Raw genomic sequence first — 15384 nt, forward strand, 5'->3', positions numbered from 1 at the left:
GATGAAAACACCCTTAGCCTATCTAGAAAATTTGAGCGATCGCCATTGGCTAATTGGTGGTGATAGTAGTCAATTTCAGCAAATAGCTGAAGAATTATATTTAGAATTACGCCAGTTATCAACATCTAGAACCCCACCGAAAATCATCTTAGCTGAACGCGAGCCAACACGATTTTTAGCCAGTTTCATAGCAGCTTGCGCCGCCAATTGTCCAGTATTTCTCTGTAACCCAGATTGGGGAATACAAGAATGGCAACAAGTTTTAAATTTAGTCAAACCAGATATAATCTTGGGGACAATCAACGCAAAATTACCCATCGACGATTCCCCTTCTCCTATTCCCCAAACTATCATGATTCCCACAGGTGGCTCGTCAGGACAAATTAAATTTGCCATTCATACTTGGGAAACACTGATGGCTTCTGTCCAAGGATTTACCACATATTTTCAGCTTCAAGAAGTCAATTCTTTTTGTGTATTGCCATTTTACCATGTCAGTGGTTTAATGCAATTTATGCGATCGTTCACCACAGACGGCAAACTAGCTATTTCACCATTTAAAACCTTAGAATCCGGTCAAATTCCCAATCTTGAACCACAAGAATTTTTTCTATCTTTAGTACCAACCCAATTACAACGCCTCTTCCAAAAACCAGAATTAATTCAGTGGTTATCTGAATTTAAAACTGTACTGTTAGGTGGGGCGCCAGCTTGGGATGAACTGTTAGATAAAGCGAGATTTTATCGGATCCAGTTAGCACCAACTTATGGAATGACAGAAACCGCTTCTCAAATTGCCACCCTCAAACCTGATGACTTTCTTAGTGGTATAATTAGCGCTGGGCAAATTCTCCCCCATGCTCAAGTCACAATTCGCAATCAACAAGGCGAAATTTTGCCTGCAAATCAAATAGGCAATGTTATTATTCAAGCTCAATCTTTGAATCTTGGCTACTATCCAAAAAACACAGAAAAACAAAATTATTTCTCAGTAGATGACCTAGGTTTTTTAGATGATAAATCTCATTTACATATTGTGGGACGGAGTAGTAATAAAATCATTAGCGGGGGCGAAAATATCTATCCCCAAGAAATTGAATCAGCTATTAGAGCAACTCAAATGGTGACAGATGTTTGTGTAATTGGTATTCCTGATCAACACTGGGGACAAGTATTAACAGCTATTTATGTCCCAGATCATGGGAAAACTTCCCCATCAGAAATTTCCGATTTACTCAAACAGCAACTCAGCAAATTTAAAATCCCTAAATATTGGATTCCTCAGCCAAACTTACCATATAATCCCCAAGGTAAAATTAACCGCCAGTGCTTACAAACAATAGCTTTAGAATTTATGCAACATCAAATCACATAATTTCTTCTCTTAATCTTCTTCTCTCAGAGATCTCAGCGTCGGAGCGGTTATTTTCCAACCATTGAATCATCTCTTCAGTTAATTCCTGCTTACTTCTACTATTCACATCTATGCAAACATGTCGAGTAATGGCTTTAGCCGTTACTACATCATTTACCAAAATTTCGTAACTAATTTCAAACTTATCTACACCCAACCTGCTAGGTATTAAATTTACTGCTAACTTATCTCCACAAAACATCGGTCGAAAGAAATCAACACGGCTATGAACAATCGGAAAAGCCGCAGATGAATTGCCAAAAAACTGTTGTATATTCATTCCAAAAGCCTCTAAAGCTGCTTCGTAAGCCTCATGGCAAATACTCAAAACGTTAGCGAAATAAACTACCTTAGCAGCATCAGTATCAGCAAAGCGGATAGTGCGGTTATAAGTAAAATGCATCTGTCTAAAGTCAAAATTTAAAACATAAAAAAGCAGGTTGTTACCCTGCTCTCAAAAGTTATCTTACCGCAACAAAAACAATGATTACTTTAAAGGATAATAGATATCTTCAGAACCAGGATTGAGGTAAGGATAACGCACATCAATTAAGTGCTGTGCAAAGTGTTGGTCAATTACCTTCATCCGTTCATCTAGGGCGTTCTTCCCTTTTTTCCACGCTTCTAATAAAGCGTTAGCAACTATTTGACAACGATTCATCCCGAAACTTTCCTGCGCTGCAAATTTTTGGTTTGGTTCTTCAGCTAAACCCAGCCCTGGCGCTAAAAATTTAGTAAATAAAGGAATTTCTGGGTGGAAATGGGATGCGTGTTCTGCATACGCACCTTGGAGAATTTGATGGATGGCTGGATAGTCGTGTCGTTCAAAATAAAGTACCCCTGAGTCATAGCGCCCGTAGGCACAAGGGTTGTACAATACCTGGAAGCTAAAGGGGATGCCTGCTGCATTCAGTTCCAGGGTGAGACTATCCATGAGAGCGATCGCACCAAAAGCAGTAAAATTAAAATAAATTCGTCCCGCGCCCAAATCATTGTCTGGGTCATGTTGTAGCTGGTGTCCATAATTGCTCACAGCCAAATAACAGCCGTTTTGCAATCGATTTTTGGGCATCCAAATAGAAATCAACTCACCGACTGTAGCAGATTTAGAGCCTGGTTTTAGATGACAATCTGGCTCAACATACAGCGTTAGCCCGCCTTTTGTGACAGCCATACTCCCGTCCGGTTCCCGTCGCAATACTTCCCAACGAGGGTCAAAATAACCTGTACCATGATTGCAGTTGTGAAGACGCTCATAAAATTCTCCATCAACCCCCAAGGTAGAATTTTTTTCTAAATTTTGGTGTGGCGTATAATGTGTGGTATCCGCATTTACTGCCAAAATATTTTGTAGGCAACCGTTGTAATAAATACCGTAGAGGAAATTTCGCAGTAGTAAAGTCAGATATTTATGCTGTAAATCTGGAGAATTTTGTTGAAATCTGTCTGCTATTTTAGTTGGCAGTGCAAAGGGTTGATAATTAGGATGATAAATCCGAAAATTTGGCTCAATCTGGATATTGCCGGCAATATCAAACAGAGAATTTAGTGATTGATTGATTGTAGAATTTAGCATTAATCAACTAATAATTTTTTATATGGAAAATTCAGAGGGCTAGAAACTGGGAATGAGAGTAGAAAGACATTTACACTTCGATCACAAAGTATAAAAATTCTTCTCCTCTGCACTCAGTATCCCAATTCCTGATCCCGTATAAAACTTCTTCAGTTGCTCGTCATTAACAACCGCGCAAACGGGTTTTTTCGTAATAAAGGCGGACTAACTGTTGCTCTCTCGCAGGCTGGGGAACTTGATGAACTTTAGCCACAGGTTGCAAGATTTCTGACTCACTCATACCAAAAACCGTCAGTACACCTTGCTCTGGCATAGTTAGGAGATTTTTAGCGACTTGCAGCCTATACATGTCACCATAATCGAAATATTTGCGGCTCTTAATCTTGTTTTGAATTTGATTCAGTAATCCCAGTCCCGCAAATTGGATAACTCGTAAAATCAAGTCGCGCCGATACTCTAGAATCATGGGGAAAGCATTAAGATAAGCCCGAATCAAAGCCAGGATTGTAGGTTGCAGAACCTCTAGCGGTGTGAGCGCCAGTTGCAGAGATTCTGCTAACTCAATTGTCGGGTCTACTACGAGGCTAGAAAGCCAAATCTCTAAATAGCTGGCGATGAGAGTGCCCAAATCAAAGGCTGGATCTCCCCAACCACAAGCTTCCCAATCAATTAACTTGATCAAGCAATTGTCTAAGTGCTCCCACCGAGAATGAACTAAAATGTTGTCCAATTTCAGATCATTGTGGGTCAAGCAGCAAGGATTCCATTCATAAGCCAAGTCTGCAATTGCTGACTCTAAACTTTCATAGCGCTGATAGAGAGCATAGAATTCCAGCGCCTCGGTCGGTACCATACCAAAAATATCAGGGCTAATTGACTCTAACCCTTGAGCTGGATTGTAAAACTGATAGCGAAACTGTCCTTGGGGAGCAGTCGCCATAAAATCACGGTACTCTTTGCGCTTGAAGGTGGCGCGGTGCAGTCCCGCGAGAGTTGTGCCGATAACTGTTGCTATCTCGGTGGGATAAATATCTTGATGGCGGTAAAAGCGCTCTAGCTGCTGGTATTCACTTAAGTAGTTACGGACAAGGATAGAATTTTCCTCGTCAAAATGTACCACTAATGAAGCGATCGCACAAATGTTGCCAATAACCGGAAACTGCTGCAACAATTGATGAAACAGCCACTCATTGAAAAACTCATGTGGCGCTCCCGCACAATTAGTGCTACGCTCTTGTTTAACTAAAAATTGTCGATGATCTGCCAGAGTCACCAATAAATTTAGGTTCTTACTATTGTCTGGTAACTCAGAGTCGTCTGATGCTCCATCTTCTGAGCTACACAGACCTGCATCCTGCAGATACTGGATAACATTATGAGAAGACAGTGTTAATAGCATGTATTATTTCCTAGTTCGTAAAATTACTGAAACAATCCCCTAGATCAGGAAGGGCTGAGATTAAGTGGTTTTCGGTAGAACACAACTAATGTGTAAATCAATAACTGATTGGTACAATCTACAAATACCTTATCTGTTTCCGAAATACCTGCCAAAATGGCAATTTGCCCTTCACCGTTCCTTTAAATTTTCTTTGATTACACTGTCAAAACTTTAAATTAATTCAGCAGACTTACTTAGGTAGAGATTGTTTTGTTTGATGGAATCTTTCTCTCTCCCTTGCTTTTGGGGTTGATGGAGCTTTGACAAAAATAGTATTCATCGGCACATTTTTACTTCATAATTACAGGCAGCGATTTCGCTAAATTTTTCGACAAATTCTCAATTTCAACAATTATTTCTCACGCGATCAACAGGGACTAAAAAACTGATGGATAGTAGATGTTATTTGCTAGCAAAGATGAGACTCATTGCTGGCTAACGGTTAACTATCCATCAAATGTGAGAAAATTATGTATTATTGATAACATAGTTTTCGCAAATTTAATACAGTGCCGAATCTGAGTTCAGCATTGATTAGCTAAACAAAAATTCCATCCTATTATTTTCATTAATCAGCACAAAGCTGACTAAACCGGAGATTTTAGCCTGGACAAGATGAATTTTTTTTACTCAAATTTTAATATACGCGTCTACAAACACTAGATACAAAAGACACAACTGCTTTAGACGTGAAGTAGCTAATCATACAATATCCTGCCCAGGAAAATAAGGAACAGGGAATAAATCATGCCGCAGCAAATGTTCCCCGTTCCCTCTTGCGTTAAGCCAATCCCATCGCCGCAGCCACTGCGCCTAATTCGGCGGTGATACCTTGTTTAAATTGGCTGTTGCTGTGTTTGATGGCTGTATCTGGGTCTTTCAAACCATTACCTGTGAGGACGCAAACTACAGTCGCGCCTGGGGGAATTTGGTCTTTTACCTGCAGCAGACCTGCTACGGAAGCGGCGCTGGCGGGTTCGCAGAAAATCCCTTCGGATGAGGCTAACAGTCGATAGGCGTCGAGAATTTCAGCATCGGTGACGGCGTGGAATTGACCTTGGCTGGCTGATTGAGCAGCGATCGCTTTTTCCCAGCTAGCGGGATTCCCGATGCGAATGGCTGTGGCTAAGGTTTCGGGATGGGCGATTGGTTGTCCGTGGACTAGGGGTGCAGCACCTGCTGCTTGGAAACCCATCATCCTCGGTAAGCGATCGCACTTTCCTTCTTGATGGTATTGACAAAATCCCATCCAATATGCTGTGATATTTCCCGCATTACCCACCGGGATACATAACCAATCAGGGGCGTTCCCCAAAACATCGACCACTTCAAACGCCGCTGTTTTTTGCCCTTCTAGGCGATAGGGATTGACTGAATTCACCAAAGTTACCGGGTAGCTTTGGGCCATGTCGCAGACAATTTCTAAGGCGCGGTCAAAATTACCTTGAATCGCCAGCACCTCAGCCCCGTATAGTAAAGCTTGTGCTAATTTACCCAAGGCCACATAGCCGTCGGGAATTAAGACAAAGGCTTTCATTCCCGCTCGTCTAGCATAGGCTGCGGCTGCGGCTGAAGTATTGCCTGTACTCGCACAGATCACCGCCTGCGCCCCGGCCTCCTTGGCTTTAGAAATTGCCATTGTCATTCCCCGGTCTTTGAAGCTACCGGTAGGGTTAAGGCCGTCATACTTGACAAACACACGTACTTGTTTGCCGATTTGTTCAGCGATCGCTGGTGCAGGAATCAGCGGCGTATTCCCTTCCAACAGAGTAACAACCGGCGTTGTGTCGCCCACAGGTAAGTATTGACGGTAGGCTTCTATCAGCCCTGGCCAGGGTTGGCGATGGGATTTAGCAATAGACAGGCTCAAAGTCACAGGATTTATCAAATTTTTGAATTCAACACTGAAAAATACCAGTAATGCGCGGCGTCATTAAACCACTCATTCAAAATCTCCGGACACCTTATGCTGTATACCTACTTGAATTTTGAATTTCGCCTTGCGGTACTAGTGTTACATCATCTTCTACTACTTGATGGCCATAACACAAGCAGAAAATAATTTTTGGTTAAGGAACTGACAAAATTTACTCTTGGGAACACCACGGTGGTTATCGCGGTCACTTATGACTGAACAGAGAAACTATTAGAGTAAATGATTGAAAGTATACAATCTTTTAATAAAGCTTAAAACTACATTATTATAATATCTCTAGTGGTGTGAACTAATTCGTGGATTTAGCGAACGATGTCTAATTATTCAACCAGTGCCTCTAACCGTAATTCTCAAGCTGTTTTGGATAGTGCCTTACCCAAGTCTTACTATCAAGATGACCAACAAACTAAATTTATGCATCTGCAAGCAGAGATAGATTCTCTCTTACAGCAGTTACAAAGTCTCAAGCAGCCAAAACCTGTATCTGCAGATGTAGACGCAGAAAACAATTAAGTTTTGACCTGACTTCAGAGTCGCTGATTTCAGATGACTATTCAAAGCGTTGATTTCGTTCTGACCAACGCTGCAAACTGTAATTATTTGCAGTTTCTACTAGCAAAGTTAGTGATTGATCATTCGCCAGTTTAGCGATCGCTGTTAATGCTTGCTGAGAATTTGGCTGAAAATCTGTGTAAAGAATATTACCATTTTCAGACAAAATCAGAGTCCGGGGACGCGACAAACTCAGAGTTGTTTGGGTCAAAGATGCGATCGCTTCTGCCGAAATAGTTAAGACTATTTCTGGCTGCGAATTGTTGGTTAAATCAATTACCTGTACAGGCCAGTCACTCATTTGTTGTTGCATTTGTTGCCAGTCAGGTACAGCACTGGCGGGAATTTCACCAGATTGTTGTAGAGATTGCCAGACTTTAGGCAATATGACCTTGACTAATTGGGGATTTTGTTGAGCTAATTCCTTGAGAGCGATCGCCGAAGGTTGTACCCATTCCAGCGCCGCATTTGTTAAACCTAGAGGTCGGGATGGGAAAGTGTCGTTTTTATACCCTGGTATCGCTGCACCGGATGCCAATAGTCGCAACACCCCAGCTTGGAATTGTACTGCTTTAATAGTCCCGGTGGTTGTTTGTTGCTCGCCATGAGGAAGCCAAGTGACTATTTGCATAACGGGGTCAGCATTGATACCCAAGACTTCCCAGAAAAATTTGCCAGATGTATTTTTCGGTGGGTGCAAATTTGTAAAAGGATAATTTAGCCAGCGATCGCCGTCATTAAATGCGCTCACTTCTATTTGATACCAAATTTCATCTTCTGCTAGTTTCAACTCAGCTTCGGGGTGAGATTTGAACCATTTTGGATGGTCACACGGTGGCTGTATTAGCTTCTGGTCTTCCTTGTCGCATTCTTGTTTTAAAGATATAGCTTGCACCGTGCCAATAATCCGGCTAGGGTGACTAGAAGAGATTTGCGATTTTGCTACTTGATTATCAAGCCTAGCTAACAGTCCTTGAATATAGCTAAGGGTGTCTGGGGTGAGGTTGGGTTGGGACTGTAACCAAGCATTAGCCTCACCTTCAGGCTTTTGAACTGCTAAAATCAAAGTCGCCCAAGCCTGTACTTCTACTCTATTGGGGTTGACTCGTAACGCTGCTTGTGTGCGTTTCCACAAACGCCCCTGGTCAGCTTTAAGTATGGAAGTAATTTCGGAGACATTCTGCGGCGATGCTTCCCAAACTTGTAAAGCTTTTTGCCAACGTCCATCAATTAAATCGGCTAGGACTTGTTGACCAGGACTAGCCCAAATTTTATCAGCTTGGATTTTGGTCAGTTGTGAATGGAAACGAATTAAATCCAGTTGCGCTTGCGCTGTTGAAGAAAAAACTTGTTGGCGTTGTTTTTGGAGAGATTTTAGCCACTCAAAAGCTGGTGTCCACAGTCCATTTTCAGCCAAAAATAAAGCATTTTCGTAAACTGAATCTTTGATGGCTGGAGATTTAAGAGAAATTTCCTCTAGTTGGATGGGGTTGAGGTAAGATTTGACGGCTTTAGCTTGGTAAATTTGCAGTTGTGGTTCAAAACCAACCGTTTGATCAATCACCAACTCTTTGATACTGTTACCAGTAATTTGTTGCCATTTAGGTAATTGTCCGCTGAGACTTTTCCAAAACAACAATGGCTGTAGCTGTCGGCGTTCTCGATTGTAGTAGACAATATTACCGTAGGCGATCGCACCTGTATCTTGTGGAAGCTGATGCGACAAATAAAACCAAACTCCTGATGCTGGCGTTTTCCCTTCAAAGCGTTGGACTGTAGTCAGGGGGAGAGCGGTACTAGTCTGTGAATCTTCATCATCAGCCAAAACAAAAGACTCATCCGGCCCAGTTACAGGTAATTGAGTTACTAGATGATAAAATTTTTCCGTTGGGGATGGAGATACCAAATCTGTAGCGCGTTGGTAAAGCCTCAATTCCACAAGCATTCGACAATCAGATTCACAAGGGGAACGTTCCTGGAAAACAGGTAATAAAAATGAGTTATCCCCATTGTTTTCTAGAGGTAGAATTTCCCCAGGAATTTGTTTTTGTTGACTGAGACTGAGTTGTATTTGTGGGAGAGTTTGCGGCTTTTGGGAATTATCTATGGGAATTTGCGCCCATTCTGGTAACATTTTATTCACCCAGCCGATTTGCTCTGGATGAAAAATGAATAAAATACTCAGCCAAGCAATAAACACTATAGAACCAGCGCTACCCAACAAAATAGCGATCGCCACTGTGGAAAATAGCCAATTTCCCCGGTGATTCTGTGGCTGGGGTGTTTGAGAAACTGGGGCGATCGCCCCAGCAGATTGATGCAGTTTCGAGTTTTTCGGTGTCCCCTTTCGCAACCATTTTCCCATTTTAGTTTTTAGTCAATATCGTGGAGCGTAGTATCTTTTATACTCGCCCTTGGGGATATTGCCCATTCAAGATTTTTCCTTCACCGCTGTATCCCGCTCCCGCGTCCAGGTATCTATAGCATCACCCAAGGCAGTTGTCAAGCTTTTGCGAGTTTGGGTGTGGTGATCTTGCTCAGTTTTCAAAGCTTGGAGTAAGCGATCGCGTTCTTTGGTGACTGCGATTAATTTAGTTTTTAACTCTTCGAGAGAATTGATTTGAATAATTTCCGCTTGGATAGCTGTTGCTGCGGTAGCATCAGCCAGCGTCACCCCGTCAATTCCCTGGAGAGTTTGAATTGTTTGCTTGAGAGATGCGATCGCCTGTTGAGCGAGTTGAGCATCTGTGCGGCGTTGCTCTGCTTCCGTATTGTAGAGTTTACGCCATTTTTGTGAGCTTTCCCAAGCCGTAGTGCGATCGCTCTCCAATTCAGCTATCTGCTGTTTAAGTGACTGAATTTCTGCTAACCATTGTTGTGTTAAGTCTTGATTCATAGTGATTTGTTCTTGGTTACTTGTTATTAGTTATTTGTTGTTTGTTATGCTCCATGTTCTCTGTTCCATTCTCATCAAAACTTTGTCAGAATAATAAATAACAAATTAATTTTATTTACGTCCATATACTAACCTGAAAGTTATGAGACAGTCTCGTTTTGCCCGCTTTTTTCGCCATCTCAATTGGCGCACCCTCAAGAAAACAACAACAAGGACGATCGATAGACGACTACTGGGGCTGGCTTCAGAAATTGCTTTTAATGCTATGCTCTCGCTGTTTCCAGCAATTCTAGCTTTGTTTACAGCTATTGGTTTGTTAGCAGCATCCTTGCAAGATACTTTTAAACAATTAGCGCTGCAAATTAGCCAAATAGTACCAGAAGAAGCCTTAATATTAATTCGTGATTTTGCTAATAAAGAAATTGCAGAATCAAAGAATAGTGGTTTGTTTTCTCTCAGCTTTGTCTTGGCAATTTGGACAGCTTCAGGTGCGATTAATACCGCCATGACTGCTTTTGATCAAATCAATCAAATTCCTCCTGAGCAAACGCGCCCTTTTTGGCAAGCCAAACTTGTTTCCTTAGGATTAACAATTGGGACTATATTACTCTTATTAATAGCCTCCTTCTGTGTGTTTATTAGTGATTTATTGTTAAACATGGTTGTGGCTGAAAATAATTCTTTAAATTTCTTATTAAATATTTGGGAATTGTTACGCTGGCCTTTAACTTTAGTGATTGTCGCTGCAGCTTTTGCTTTAATCTATCGCTACGGCCCCAGTAAATGGAAAGCCGGGACACCAATCATGTCAGGAGCGATTATCGCAGCGGTTTTCTGGGCAATTTTATCTAACTTGTTTCGGTTATATGTAGCGAATTTTGGTAACTACAACAAAGTTTATGGTGCCATAGGAGCAGTTATCGTTTTAATGTTGTGGTTGTGGATGAGTGCCTTTATTCTGTTAGTGGGAGAGCAATTGAACGTAACAGTGGGGGAAGACATGCGATCGCATCGAGACACAAAAATCATCAAAAAATCTGCAGGAAAATAGGCAATAAGTAATAAAAAACAATTATTAAACATCAGCGATCGCAGTAAGATATGTAACGAATCTACCTCAACTCAGTCATCAAGCCAATGCCTCAATATCCTAATCGGCTTTCCACCATTGAACCTGATGTCAAAGCACCAACCTTGAAGCGACTGCGCCAACTAACTTGGTTACTCGACAACGCCGTCACCATTCCGGGAACAAAAATTGGCATTGGCTTAGATCCAATTTTAGGACTTATACCTATTGGTGGCGATTTTTTGGGAGTAATGCTTTCCTGTTACATTGTCTTAGAAGCAGCGCGGCTAGGCGCACCCAAAGCCACTCTAGGGAGAATGGTCTTTAATATCATCGTCGATGGCTTAGTCGGGACTATCCCAGTAATAGGAGACTTTTTTGATTTTGCTTTCACAGCCAACACCAACAACTTTAAATTATTAGAAGAATATTTAAAATTTCCCGGACAAAATAAAAGCGCTGACGGCTGGTTTATCTTGGTGTTGTTATTAGGATTATTAGTGCTTGCCATTGTCTTAGTAGCAATCCCTGTGATACTAATTAGATTGCTATGGCAAGCCTTAATTGGCGGTTAAGTTAGTAATTGATAACAGGAATGAAAGATTGGTGGGAAACGACTTTTCCGCAAGGGCGGCAGAGTTTAATTATAACTGATACTCAGGGCTATCCTGTAAAAATTGCCTATGGAGAAATAGGTACAGGTAAGCCCCTAATTCTATTACATGGTATGGGCAGTTGGAGCTATAATTGGCGTTATAGCATCGCTCCCTTATCTAAATATTTTCGCGTAATTTGTTTCGACGCTAAAGGCTACGGATTCTCCGAGAAACCAGTCTCTCGCCGCGAACATCATGGCCATCAAATCCTAGAACTAGCGAGAATTATTCAGGAGTTATGCGATCAACCCCCCGTAATTGTGGCAGAATCTTTAGGGGGACTAATTGCTCTAGCCCTTGCTCAAGAATATCCCCACTTATTAGCACGATTAGTAGTAGTGAACGTACCGATTTTCGCTGAATCTCTACCTCATTGGGCGATGTCGTTACTAGCTGAAACTCCTCTAGAATTGTTGCACACCATCGATTCTTTGCGTCTAGCATATCTGTTTGCCCCTATATTTAGAGAAATCATGGCAATAGAAAGGCGCGGAGTTTTGTTTGATCCATCACTACTATCACCAGAAGACGTTTACTGGATAACTTACCCATTTATTGAGTTTCCTGGTACTCTCCTCAAAGTAGGTGAAGAACTACAAATAGCTGCAAGAGAAATCCAACACCAGCAAGCCAAAAAACCAAATTTACTGAGTAAAATTCAAAATAATCTCAGTACCATTCAGTGTCCCACATTAATTTTGTGGGGTGAACAAGATAGCTGGTTTCCCGCTAGTCATGGAGAAAAATTATATCAACATCTCACCAACGCTAAATTACAAATCTTACCTAACTGTTGTCATGATGCTGCAATCGGCTCCTCAGCCCAGCTAAATCAAGCTATTGTCGAATTTCTTCAAGAGACAAACTTTTTGTAGATATTCCCACAATTCCTAGCCCCTCAGCTAAACTCAGCGCCCCTCTGCGTTGATGAAAATTTTCCCTCTCTCCTGATAACGGGTAAAATCTCTAGCCTCTAAATCCTAAATTCCCATTTACATTTAGGAAGCAAATTATGCGGATCATGATGATTCAACCCAACTATCATTCTGGTGGTGCCGAAATTGCTGGTAATTGGCCGCCTAGTTGGGTACCTTACGTCGGTGGCGCATTAAAAACAGCAGGCTTTACAGACATCCGCTTTGTTGATGCCATGACAGATTATATCGCCGATGATGTCTTAGCTCAAATCATCGCCCAGCATCAACCGGATGTCGTCTTAGCGACCGCAATCACACCCATGATTTACCAATCCCAGAAAACGCTGAAGATTGTCAGAGAAGTCTGTCCCCAAGCCAAAACAATCATGGGCGGTGTGCACCCGACTTATATGTACAATGAGGTACTCAATGAAGCCCCTTGGGTAGATTACATTATTCGGGGAGAAGGAGAAGAGATTACAGTCAATTTGCTCAAAGCGATCGCTAATGGTACTGTGGAGAGCGATCGCCAAAATATTTTAGGTATCGCCTACCTAGAAAATGGTAAAGCAATCGCCACCCCAGCTAACCCCCCAATCGCTGATCTTGATACCCTCACTCCAGATTGGGATCTTTTGGCATGGGATAAATATATCTATACTCCCCTCAATGTGCGGGTAGCTGTACCTAATTATGCCAGAGGTTGTCCCTTCACCTGCCGTTTTTGCTCCCAGTGGAAATTCTGGCGCAAATATCGTTCCGGTAGTCCCAAACGATTTGTCGATGAAATCGAAATCTTAGTCAAAAAACACAAAGTCGGCTTTTTCATCTTGGCTGACGAAGAACCCACCATCAACAAACCGAAATTTATTGCGTTATGTAACGAATTGATTGAGCGGAATTTGGGTGTCCACTGGGGAATAAATACCAGGGTGACAGATATTCTGCGCGACGAGCAAGAATTACCACTTTACCGTAAAGCCGGACTAGTTCATGTTTCCTTAGGAACAGAAGCAGCAGCACAATTACAGTTGAATCTTTTCCGCAAAGAAACCACCATCGAACAGAACAAGCGCGCGATTCAATTATTAAAACAAAATGGGATGGTCGCCGAAGCCCAATTTATCATGGGGTTGGAAAATGAAACCCCAGAGACAATTGAGCAGACCTATCACATGGCGCTCGATTGGAAACCAGACATGGTGAACTGGAATATGTTTACACCTTGGCCATTTTCCGAATTGTTTGAAGAATTAGGCGATCGTGTAGAAGTCCGAGACTACTCACAGTATAATTTCGTTACCCCGATCATGAAACCAAACGCCATGGAACGGGAAGATGTACTCAAAGGTGTACTGCGAAACTACGCTCGATTTTACCTCCGTAAAACCTTTGAGTATTGGTTTGTGAAAGATTCATTTAAGCGTAAGTATCTTCTTGGTTGTTTAAAAGCTTTCGCCCAAACAACTCTTAACAAACGCTTCTACAACCTCAAACGAGTCAAGTATAAAGGTCTACACACCGAAGTAGAGCTAGGCTTTGACGAATCGAAAATTCTCACCCGTGAACAAATTGTGCAACGCAAACAACAACACCCAGAATTAACAGCCGATACAGACTTCTCTGGTAACATTTCCGCTTGCGGTGCGCCTAACGATCTCCCTGAATATCACGAAGATGAACAAGATGTACCGACTATGAAAATATAGAACTAGGGAATGGGGAAGACGAGGAAGATAGGGAAGTGTGGGAGGTGTGGGAGGTGTGGAAAGACGGCGAAGATCACAAGCGTAAGCATAAATTCTTTTTCACCCCATCACCCCACCTCCCCATCACCCCACACTCCCAGTCTCCCATCCCCAATTCCTGTAACATAAGTAGTGATCATAAAGTTTTCATCAATCTCATGCCTTCTACTCCTCTCACACTGAACCTGATTGAAGGTTCCGTTTCTTTCAGCTTTTCACCCCAATCGGCTCAAGAATTAAAGCTAGCGTTAGCAGAATTGATAGAGCGCTTGAAAGCTGTCGCGGCTAAACCCACTCCAGGTGGCAGCAAACCCGCTCCCCAACGTCCTGTAGAATATCGTTACACTGGCGAAGTGTTTTTAGAAATTTTTTGTAATCCCAATATTTGGCCTACCCCCTTCGCGGCTAAGGTACTACTCACTATCCGCGACGCTAGCATCCGCTTGACTACAGAAGCAGAACTCACCCGCGTCATTGAAGACGTTAATCAGTATTTAGAGCAAGTAGGCTAGGCTGGCGATTGAGAATTAAGAATTACGAATTATTATGTTTTAGATGAAAACCGTGTTTTAAACAATTACTCCGGAAAAATCACCGGAGCAGTTCACAATTGAGAACTACCCCGGCTAGGGAATTTACATACTGTAATCAAGTCACAACATCGGATATACACAATCAATCAGTTTGTCCCGACGTATTCGCTAACTTGAGAAGATATATAAATCAAACTCTAATGCTTTTGTATTAATGGGAACTTGAAGATTTTGGGTTGGTTATGCTCTCTAAAACCAGAGACTTTCCCCTCATTGGGCGTAGTAGTAGGATTGTTGTTTGTCGAATTTAAATTGCCAAAATCAACTCCTCATCCAAAATCCGATCGCCAAGTGTAGATTAGTCGTTATCCCATTCTTCCCGACCAATCAAATCGCCAATGCGATCGCGTAACAAAAAATCACACTTTTCTAGTTCACATTCAACACAAACCCACTCTCTTGCTGGGATGTATTGGCAGAGTGTATATATTGGCTGTTGTCGGCTGATCATTCCTTTTTGCACCAGTCGGCGTGCTTCATCTTGAATTACATCCAGAGAATAGTAATTGATAGAGGGCACCGTATTCACACTCATGGTTTTTACTCACAAATTACACGTAGATAGTGTTCCCGATATCTAATTGGA

Annotated in this window: 14 protein-coding genes; 7 read left to right on the forward strand and 7 right to left on the reverse strand. The window is 42.0% G+C overall.

Features of this window, described 5'->3' with window-relative positions; translation table 11 throughout:
- Position 1 precedes the first annotated feature (1 nt).
- Complete coding sequence (locus MIC7126_RS0122970) at positions 2 to 1375, forward strand: 2-succinylbenzoate--CoA ligase (protein WP_017655476.1); 1374 nt, start codon at positions 2 to 4, stop codon at positions 1373 to 1375.
- Here MIC7126_RS0122970 and MIC7126_RS0122975 read toward each other — a convergent pair.
- From MIC7126_RS0122975 to thrC, 4 genes are all read right to left on the reverse strand, one after another.
- A complete protein-coding gene (locus tag MIC7126_RS0122975; RefSeq protein ID WP_017655477.1) occupies positions 1368 to 1817 on the reverse strand; it encodes an acyl-CoA thioesterase in 450 nt (149 codons plus the stop codon). The genes MIC7126_RS0122970 and MIC7126_RS0122975 overlap by 8 nt on opposite strands.
- Before the next feature lie 84 nt (positions 1818 to 1901).
- A complete protein-coding gene (locus MIC7126_RS0122980; RefSeq protein ID WP_017655478.1) occupies positions 1902 to 2990 on the reverse strand; it encodes a T3SS effector HopA1 family protein in 1089 nt (362 codons plus the stop codon).
- Between the two features lie 163 nt (positions 2991 to 3153).
- Complete coding sequence (locus MIC7126_RS0122985; protein WP_017655479.1) at positions 3154 to 4389, reverse strand: phosphotransferase family protein; 1236 nt, start codon at positions 4387 to 4389, stop codon at positions 3154 to 3156.
- Positions 4390 to 5212: 823 nt separating this feature from the next.
- On the reverse strand, positions 5213 to 6307 hold the full coding sequence (thrC, locus tag MIC7126_RS0122990) for a threonine synthase (RefSeq protein ID WP_017655480.1): 1095 nt from the start codon (positions 6305 to 6307) through the stop codon (positions 5213 to 5215).
- 372 nt (positions 6308 to 6679) lie between these two features.
- Between thrC and MIC7126_RS0122995 the strand changes: the two genes are divergently transcribed.
- A complete protein-coding gene (locus tag MIC7126_RS0122995; protein ID WP_017655481.1) occupies positions 6680 to 6880 on the forward strand; it encodes a hypothetical protein in 201 nt (66 codons plus the stop codon).
- Between the two features lie 37 nt (positions 6881 to 6917).
- Here the strand turns inward: MIC7126_RS0122995 and MIC7126_RS0123000 are convergent, their stop codons facing one another.
- Positions 6918 to 9284, reverse strand: a complete 2367-nt coding sequence (locus MIC7126_RS0123000; protein WP_017655482.1) for a hypothetical protein — start codon at positions 9282 to 9284, stop codon at positions 6918 to 6920.
- Between the two features lie 66 nt (positions 9285 to 9350).
- Positions 9351 to 9815: a hypothetical protein gene (locus tag MIC7126_RS0123005; RefSeq protein ID WP_017655483.1), complete on the reverse strand. Its 465-nt coding sequence runs from the start codon at positions 9813 to 9815 to the stop codon at positions 9351 to 9353.
- Between the two features lie 142 nt (positions 9816 to 9957).
- On the opposite strand from MIC7126_RS0123005, the gene MIC7126_RS0123010 reads away from it, so the two are divergent.
- The 5 genes from MIC7126_RS0123010 to MIC7126_RS0123030 all read left to right on the forward strand — a co-directional run bounded on the left by MIC7126_RS0123010 (position 9958) and on the right by MIC7126_RS0123030 (position 14717).
- Positions 9958 to 10866, forward strand: coding sequence for a YihY/virulence factor BrkB family protein (locus MIC7126_RS0123010; RefSeq protein WP_017655484.1), 909 nt, complete (start codon positions 9958 to 9960; stop codon positions 10864 to 10866).
- Between the two features lie 86 nt (positions 10867 to 10952).
- Positions 10953 to 11459 (forward strand): DUF4112 domain-containing protein, encoded by a 507-nt coding sequence (locus MIC7126_RS0123015; protein WP_017655485.1) that lies wholly within the window; start codon positions 10953 to 10955, stop codon positions 11457 to 11459.
- Between the two features lie 20 nt (positions 11460 to 11479).
- On the forward strand, positions 11480 to 12415 hold the full coding sequence (locus tag MIC7126_RS0123020; protein WP_017655486.1) for an alpha/beta fold hydrolase: 936 nt from the start codon (positions 11480 to 11482) through the stop codon (positions 12413 to 12415).
- Positions 12416 to 12552: 137 nt separating this feature from the next.
- Positions 12553 to 14166 carry a magnesium-protoporphyrin IX monomethyl ester anaerobic oxidative cyclase gene (bchE, locus tag MIC7126_RS0123025; RefSeq protein ID WP_026100468.1) on the forward strand — a complete coding sequence of 538 codons (1614 nt, stop codon included), beginning with the start codon at positions 12553 to 12555 and terminating at the stop codon, positions 14164 to 14166.
- Between the two features lie 197 nt (positions 14167 to 14363).
- On the forward strand, positions 14364 to 14717 hold the full coding sequence (locus MIC7126_RS0123030) for a hypothetical protein (RefSeq protein WP_017655488.1): 354 nt from the start codon (positions 14364 to 14366) through the stop codon (positions 14715 to 14717).
- Between the two features lie 379 nt (positions 14718 to 15096).
- Here MIC7126_RS0123030 and MIC7126_RS0123035 read toward each other — a convergent pair whose 3' ends face one another.
- Positions 15097 to 15333 (reverse strand): DUF4327 family protein, encoded by a 237-nt coding sequence (locus MIC7126_RS0123035; protein ID WP_015127802.1) that lies wholly within the window; start codon positions 15331 to 15333, stop codon positions 15097 to 15099.
- Positions 15334 to 15384: the final 51 nt, after the last annotated feature.

It is taken from the genome of Fortiea contorta PCC 7126 (assembly GCF_000332295.1).
Taxonomy (GTDB): domain Bacteria; phylum Cyanobacteriota; class Cyanobacteriia; order Cyanobacteriales; family Nostocaceae; genus Fortiea; species Fortiea contorta.

What these genes read in the sequence shown, in the direction of transcription:
- MIC7126_RS0122970 (WP_017655476.1), top strand. Translation starts at nt 2, where the DNA reads ATGAAAACACCCTTAGCCTATCTAGAAAATTTGAGCGATCGCCATTGG.
- MIC7126_RS0122975 (WP_017655477.1), bottom strand. Translation starts at nt 1,817, where the DNA reads ATGCATTTTACTTATAACCGCACTATCCGCTTTGCTGATACTGATGCT.
- MIC7126_RS0122980 (WP_017655478.1), bottom strand. Translation starts at nt 2,990, where the DNA reads ATGCTAAATTCTACAATCAATCAATCACTAAATTCTCTGTTTGATATT.
- MIC7126_RS0122985 (WP_017655479.1), bottom strand. Translation starts at nt 4,389, where the DNA reads ATGCTATTAACACTGTCTTCTCATAATGTTATCCAGTATCTGCAGGAT.
- MIC7126_RS0122995 (WP_017655481.1), top strand. Translation starts at nt 6,680, where the DNA reads ATGTCTAATTATTCAACCAGTGCCTCTAACCGTAATTCTCAAGCTGTT.
- MIC7126_RS0123000 (WP_017655482.1), bottom strand. Translation starts at nt 9,284, where the DNA reads ATGGGAAAATGGTTGCGAAAGGGGACACCGAAAAACTCGAAACTGCAT.
- MIC7126_RS0123005 (WP_017655483.1), bottom strand. Translation starts at nt 9,815, where the DNA reads ATGAATCAAGACTTAACACAACAATGGTTAGCAGAAATTCAGTCACTT.
- MIC7126_RS0123010 (WP_017655484.1), top strand. Translation starts at nt 9,958, where the DNA reads ATGAGACAGTCTCGTTTTGCCCGCTTTTTTCGCCATCTCAATTGGCGC.
- MIC7126_RS0123015 (WP_017655485.1), top strand. Translation starts at nt 10,953, where the DNA reads ATGCCTCAATATCCTAATCGGCTTTCCACCATTGAACCTGATGTCAAA.
- MIC7126_RS0123020 (WP_017655486.1), top strand. Translation starts at nt 11,480, where the DNA reads ATGAAAGATTGGTGGGAAACGACTTTTCCGCAAGGGCGGCAGAGTTTA.
- bchE (WP_026100468.1), top strand. Translation starts at nt 12,553, where the DNA reads ATGCGGATCATGATGATTCAACCCAACTATCATTCTGGTGGTGCCGAA.
- MIC7126_RS0123030 (WP_017655488.1), top strand. Translation starts at nt 14,364, where the DNA reads ATGCCTTCTACTCCTCTCACACTGAACCTGATTGAAGGTTCCGTTTCT.
- MIC7126_RS0123035 (WP_015127802.1), bottom strand. Translation starts at nt 15,333, where the DNA reads ATGAGTGTGAATACGGTGCCCTCTATCAATTACTATTCTCTGGATGTA.